Below are 5,081 nucleotides of genomic sequence, written 5' to 3'. Positions count from 1 at the left end.
CCCGAATGGGGAGCTTGCTTTGGGGATGCCCGATGTGAAAGCTCCGGCAAGTGGGGCGATTGATGAACGCAGTGAATAAAGATCTTCCCTGAGAAAAGATCTCCCTTGAGATAGACAGGGCCCAGTGTCCCGCCGTATCTGCCAACCGCGAAGGAGATAGTTCGACTCTCGCCTCCTTCGTCGCCTTCCGCTCACCATGACAGACTTCGGTAGGGGGATAATTGCAGAGCAATCATCAAGCAGAGGACTGACACAGCAGTAGCTTTATTTTACGGGCGGATGCGGAAGCCTTCGCCTCATGCGTCATCGGTCACGTTCTTGAGGGCGGTGCGCACGTTGCGCTGGAAGCCCTCGTACGTGGCGCGGGTGACGGGACTGCCGGAGAAGCGCTCACGAAACTCTTCAAGCTCCAGTTCGACCCAGTCGCGCAGATCGGTATCCGACATGCCCTCGCGCGGCTGGTAGCGGGGCTCGTTGGTGGGCTGCTTGAACTTATTCCACGGGCACACATCCTGGCAGATGTCACAGCCAAAGATCCAGTTCTGCATGTCGCTTGAGATCGCCTCGGGCACATCGTCGCCGCCGTGCTCGATAGTGAGGTAAGAGATACAGCGCGTAGCATCAACAGCGTACGGCTGGTAAATGGCATCGGTAGGGCAGGCATCGACGCAGCGTGTGCACGAGCCGCAAAAGTCCTCGACCGGATGATCAGCAGGCATCGGCACATCGACAATGATCTCGCCGATGAAGAAGAACGAACCCATCTCGCGGTTCAGCAAATTCGAGTGCTTGCCCTGCCACCCGAGTCCGCTGCGCGCCGCCCACGCCTTATCGAGCACTGGCGCCGAATCCACAAAGGCGCGTCCGTGCACCGACTGCCCCACATGTTCTTCGAGCCAGTGCAGGAGCAAATAGAGCCGTTCCTTAAGCACATCATGATAATCATCGCCCCAGGCATAGCGGCTTATTTTGCCAGTGGTGGCGGATTCGTCGTGCTGCGTGTCGGGCTGGTAGTAATTATGCAGGACCGAGATCACGCTTTCCGCACCTGGCACGAGCCGCGTAGGATCGATGCGCTTGTCGAAGTGGCGCTCCATCCAGTGCATGGTGCCGTGGCGGCCCTCAAGGAGCCACTGCTCAAGGCGGCGGGCCTCCTCATCGAGCGGCTCAGCCGTAGAAATGCCACAGGCGTCGAATCCCAACCGAGCAGCTTCTGCCTTCAGAGCACGAGCGGTGCGTTGCTGAGCATGGCGTCCGAAGTTGGGCATGGATACAAACGCGGGTTTGTGGACTTGCGAGCAGGCGTGAGCACAATACAGTTATGTGAGCATACGGCAGGCTGGTGCTTGAGTTTGTAGCGCGCTGTTTGCGTCACTTTTACTCAGTAGACACACGGGACTGCAGTGTCGCCTCTACGCGTTGCTGCTCTGTAATACTTCCTTTAGTCGTCTTTTTGGATTCATGAGCTGGGGCCACATGATGCGTTACCTGGATTCGCTCTGCGTCGATGCCCATGGTTCGGTACGCTGCCACCACGGCGGCGGCGCGGTCGGCAGCCAGCGCATCGGCGTTGCGTTCATCTGCTGTCGCGTGCCCCTCAACGTGAACGAGAAGCGGAGCGCAGTCTTGAAACAGCAAGCCATTCTCGCGTAGTGTCGCGTTGGTGTTCTCCGACAGCATGCTGGCATTTCGGGCAAAATAGACCACATTTCCAGCCACCGGCGGCGTACAGAAGTCGGGAAGATCCGGCTCCACCTCAACCTGCACGGTGCGCGCATCCGTACCTGTGGCATGGTCTACCCGGACCCGAACCGCATACGTGCCAGGGGCTTCGTACCGATGCGTGGGTGCGGCCTCTTCCGAATGCGAGCCATCACCAAACGTCCAACGATAGCGTGCAGGGGCGACTCCGGCGACGCTGGTTTCGTATTGTACACGCTCTCCGACCCGTACGGGGTTGGGCTGCACCTGTACGGTTGCAATTTGCGGAGCCCGGGACAGACTGCGGACGCGCAGCATCCAGGTTCGCATGTCATGACCTCTTTCGTTTTCCACCCGAAAACGGACGGTGTGTGATCCCTCGGTGGTAAATACGTGGCTTACGCGTAGGCCTCGATCTTCGTATCCGTTGCCAAAATCCCAGAGCATGCGCACTGGCTCGGTAGCCTCGTCGTTGATGCGTGCAGTAAAGACGGCTGCTGTATCTTGCCCAATGCGCTCCGGACCGTATAGCCCGACAATCTCAGGAGGCACTGGACGCGTACAGCCTATGCTTGCAAAAATAGCGCAGCCCAGCACGGCAGCGTGTACAACAGTTGTCCATCGGATGCGCCATGAGAGCAGTTTTATAGCTATGATCATTTGCACTTGTATGGATGCCTCTCAGGCAAACAGATGTCGGTGCCGTTAGGAGTTGGTACGTTTTACGCATGTATAATACCTGTTTGCAGGCACATACGCCATACGGGTCTGGCGCAAGATGTAGGGCAGGATTGGAACTGATTTTAGGCATACCATAGCCAGAAACAAAAAAAGCGAGCCCACCCTCGTCTGAGGGTAGGCTCGCAGTCAGTTTGTACGGTGCGCATCAAAACGTGCTGATGCGCGCCGTTACGAAGTTAGGATCGAAGCGTTAGCGCTGTGGGATCGAGTCCACACGGCGCTGCTCCTCGGTACCAGACTTCTTCGAGGTGGTGTCATCCTCGATAGCACCGCGTCCTTCCGCTTCGATGCGATCGCTCGGCACGTCGTTTTCTTCGTAGAAGTCCGCGACAGCCTGGGCACGATCTTCGGACAACTCGTCGGAGTTCCGCTCACCGGAAGCAGCAAAGCCTTCGATGCGAACCGTGAGGTTCGAGCACTCAGCCAAGATCTCTGCGTTTTCTTCCAGGGCGCTGCGCGCTTCATCCGTAAGCGTGCTGGAGTTGACATCAAAGAATGCCGGGTTCAACTCGCTGACCGTTTCGCAGATCTCCGGCAGGTCGGGCTCGACCATAAGCGTGAGCGAGCGGGAGTCATCGCCAAACTCGTTCGACGCGTTGAGCGTGACTTCGTACTCGCCTTCTTCATCGAAGGTATGCGTAGCCGTTTCACCCGATCCGGTGTTGCCATCGCCGAAGTCCCATTCGTAGTCGAGGGGCGAATCTCCCTGCACATTGCTTGTGAAGGAGACCTCTTCCCCGGCGGTTGCAGGGCTCGGATCGGCGTTGATCGTAGCGATCTCTGCCGGTACCGGCGGATCTTCTACTTCAACCGTGAGGGTTTCAGAGACTTCGCCGCCCTCATTGCTTGCGGTGAACGTGACCTCATACTGACCGCTCTGGTTGAAGCTGTGGTCGGTAAGCAGACCCGATCCAGTGCTGCCATCGCCAAAGTCCCACTGGTAGGAGACCGGAGACGTGACTTCGTCTTCATTGACGGAAGCCGAGAACGTACCTGATTCTCCGGTTTCAAGCTCGGCAGGGCCGTCGATCGAGAAGATCGCAGGAGCCGTAACCGCCGACTTGAAGTTATACTTGAAGCCAAGTGTAGGCATCACCGTCAACGCATCCATGGAATAGTCTCCTTGATCGATGCCATCAATGTTGGTACCATCAAGGTCCAGGTGACTGCGTGCCTCGATAAAGAGTGATGTGTGGCGGCTTACTACGACATCGAACCCACCGGCAACCGTTGGGCCAATAGCAGTGCTTTCACCGCCAAAGGAGGCATGGAGTCCAGCATCGGCATACGGGGAAATAGTCCAGTTCTGGGCCCCGAGGCTAAGACGTCCTGTGAGGTATGTGGTTGTAATACCGAGACTTTCAGCACCTTCGCCTCGCGGGGGGCCATCTGCAAATTGATAGTCGCCGTACTGAAGACCGAGGCCAATGCCGAAGTTCGGATTGAACTGATATCCGAACTCTCCTGTGAAGCTAAACGGGAAGCCTTCGTCAAACTTATCAGTGTCGAAGATATCACTAAAGCCATCAACGGGGCTGTATTCCCCTGCGTAGTCGGCAATACCGACTCCCGCCTTAATGTAAAAGGTGTCACCTGCACGTTTCGTCTGTGCGTCGGCGGTATCCACCGTGAAGGCGAATGCCAAGATGAACGATAATAGATATAAAGGTAGTGTTCGGGTCATAGCTCTAAAAGCTTTTAAGAGGCAGTGTCGGACAGGTTGGTCGTCGCGCTAATCCATATACATGCTAGTCCACATGCATGTAAGCCATTGTGCACGTCAACATTTGTAATACCGATGACAAAAGTACCGCAAAAGCACTGTTTGTTGGATTCGGTACAGGTAACGCACCGTTCGTTATTGGAAAACGTACGATACAACGCACATCAACGCAACTGTTGAAAACGCAACTGTTAAGGAAGCGAGCGCGGGCGAGTGCAGCGAAACGGAAGGCACAAGCACAATCGGCCAGCAAATTGGGCGTGTCTGCGTTCTTTACAGCAACGCTAATTTTATCTGTACCGGGTAAAAAGCACCTCCCTACAAGTTATCTATCAGGGTTGTATGGATGCTACTGCTCCTTAGTATTGGTACTGACGCGGTAAGGAGCAAGATATTGCAGTAATGAATGTATGAAGATGTATCTTAAAATCAAAGGGGCCACTGCGTTTTTACACATATGGAGCTAAACGCAATGAATCCAGTCGTGCAGAACGAATATGAGGGTTCTGTTGTGTGAAGGCCAAGCACGGGGCGCACGCACGGAATTCGCATATGTGCACCATGCTTTGGCCGCCTCTGGACCGATTGTACCTGACCCTGGCTCGGCTCTGTCCCTTCATTCTGCTGTCTCACCTTGTAAAGGGGAGCTCCAGAACCCAAAGAAGACAAGACGACCTACAGGCTATTCACGTACTTCTCCAGCTTGCTCTTCCTATTTGCGGCCTTGTTTTTGTGGATGAGGTTCTTTGTAGCAAGTCGATCTAAGCCCCGTTTCACTTCAGGAAGCAATTCGGCGGCAGCCTCGGCGTCTTCCGTTGACTTTAGCTTTTGGACGAGCGTACGCACCTTGCGCTTCTGTGAACGGTTACGCGTGCGCTTCTTCTGGTCTTGACGGAGGCGTTTCTTCGCGGATTTA

4 protein-coding genes are annotated in these 5,081 nt (G+C 55.5%); all 4 read right to left on the bottom strand.

The annotated features are described in order from the left end of the window. Positions 1-296: 296 nt before the first annotated feature. Positions 297-1,268 carry a tRNA epoxyqueuosine(34) reductase QueG gene (queG, locus tag R6U20_RS08085; RefSeq protein WP_410337353.1) on the bottom strand — a complete coding sequence of 324 codons (972 nt, stop codon included), beginning with the start codon at positions 1,266-1,268 and terminating at the stop codon, positions 297-299. Positions 1,269-1,377: 109 nt separating this feature from the next. Further along, on the bottom strand, positions 1,378-2,253 hold the full coding sequence (locus tag R6U20_RS08080; protein ID WP_410337352.1) for a PKD domain-containing protein: 876 nt from the start codon (positions 2,251-2,253) through the stop codon (positions 1,378-1,380). 379 nt (positions 2,254-2,632) lie between these two features. Beyond that, complete coding sequence (locus tag R6U20_RS08075; protein WP_410337351.1) at positions 2,633-4,126, bottom strand: PKD domain-containing protein; 1,494 nt, start codon at positions 4,124-4,126, stop codon at positions 2,633-2,635. 714 nt (positions 4,127-4,840) lie between these two features. Continuing rightward, positions 4,841-5,081, bottom strand: a 241-nt coding sequence (gene rpsT, locus R6U20_RS08070) for a 30S ribosomal protein S20 (RefSeq protein WP_410337350.1), incomplete at its 5' end; no start/stop codon positions are given.

This window comes from Longimonas sp. (genome assembly GCF_046498435.1).
Lineage (GTDB): Bacteria > Bacteroidota > Rhodothermia > Rhodothermales > Salinibacteraceae > Longimonas.
Note: the sequence above shows the minus strand (reverse complement) of the source record. Positions and strands in the feature narration are given on the sequence as shown.

Bases quoted from the DNA above. Each gene is read 5' to 3' on its own strand.
- queG (WP_410337353.1), bottom strand. From the start codon at position 1,268: ATGCCCAACTTCGGACGCCATGCTCAGCAACGCACCGCTCGTGCTCTG.
- R6U20_RS08075 (WP_410337351.1), bottom strand. From the start codon at position 4,126: ATGACCCGAACACTACCTTTATATCTATTATCGTTCATCTTGGCATTC.